The sequence below is a fragment of the Halomonas sp. 141 genome, from assembly GCF_002810305.1.
Classification (GTDB): domain Bacteria; phylum Pseudomonadota; class Gammaproteobacteria; order Pseudomonadales; family Halomonadaceae; genus Vreelandella; species Vreelandella stevensii.
The window spans coordinates 1-865 of the sequence record NZ_PINZ01000123.1 but is presented as its reverse complement, the minus strand read 5'-3'; the positions used below and the strand labels follow the sequence as shown (position 1 = coordinate 865).

Here is an 865-nt window from a genome sequence, read left to right as displayed (position 1 = left end):
CACGTTGAACGGGGCCGGTGTGGTGATGGGCTTCTCGGTGCCCTTGCGCCGGAACACCGGGCGTTCGCACTTGAGCACCACATAACTGGAGGCCCGCTGGGCCAGCCGGAAGGTAGTCTTGCTGCCAATCACTTCGTACTGATCGGCCTCCGGCCCGGTCAGCTCTGGCGGCAGGTGCTCAATGACTTCCACTGGCACATCGGCAGTAAAGCGCAGGCCGGTGTCGTTCAGGCAGTCGTCGTCCCGCTGTTTCTTGCCAGTGCCACGCTGATAGGCTTTAACCGTGCGCTTCTCATTTTTCGGCGGCTGCGCCGGAACCGGGGCGTCATCCGACGCGAACAGGCTATCCTGCCCAGGCAGGTCAAACACCTGCTTCTCGGACTTGGGACCGAACAGCTGCTTCTTGAACCAGTCCAACTGCCGCTGCATGACCTGAAGTTGTTCACGCAGCAATGCATTCTCCTCGGCCAGAGCCGAGTAAGAAGGCGTGTTGGAAGAGGTAGTGGAAGCCGTTGAATTCATGGCCGATATTATACCGGAAGTCCGTCTTCTATACCCCTCGAAAACGCTTGAACTGGCGGTATTTCTGCACCTCAATGCCATCGATCAGCAGTTGCAGATCCGTCAGGGTCAGGGCTCGCTGCCCCGAGGCAGATAATGGCACCCGGAACTGCCCCTGCTCCAAGCGCTTGGCCCACAGGCAGTAACCGGTGGTCGTAAAATACAGCATCTTCATCTGAGTCTTGCGACGATTAACGAAGACGAAATACTGGCCGCTGAGCGGGTCGTGCTTCAACTGATTCCGAACCAGGGCACTCAGGCCCCGGAACGATTTGCGCATATCGGTGGGCTCGGTGCACAGCCA

The 865-nt window shown here is 58.7% G+C and carries 2 protein-coding genes; both read right to left on the bottom strand.

Annotated features, from left to right (window positions below; translation table 11 throughout):
• A partial coding sequence (locus CWI66_RS17635; RefSeq protein WP_446718687.1) for an IS66 family transposase occupies positions 1-522 on the bottom strand: 522 nt, incomplete at its 3' end.
• A 28-nt stretch (positions 523-550) separates the two neighbouring features.
• Positions 551-865: IS66 family insertion sequence element accessory protein TnpB (tnpB, locus tag CWI66_RS17630; RefSeq protein ID WP_100732391.1), on the bottom strand; the 315-nt coding region annotated here is incomplete at its 5' end.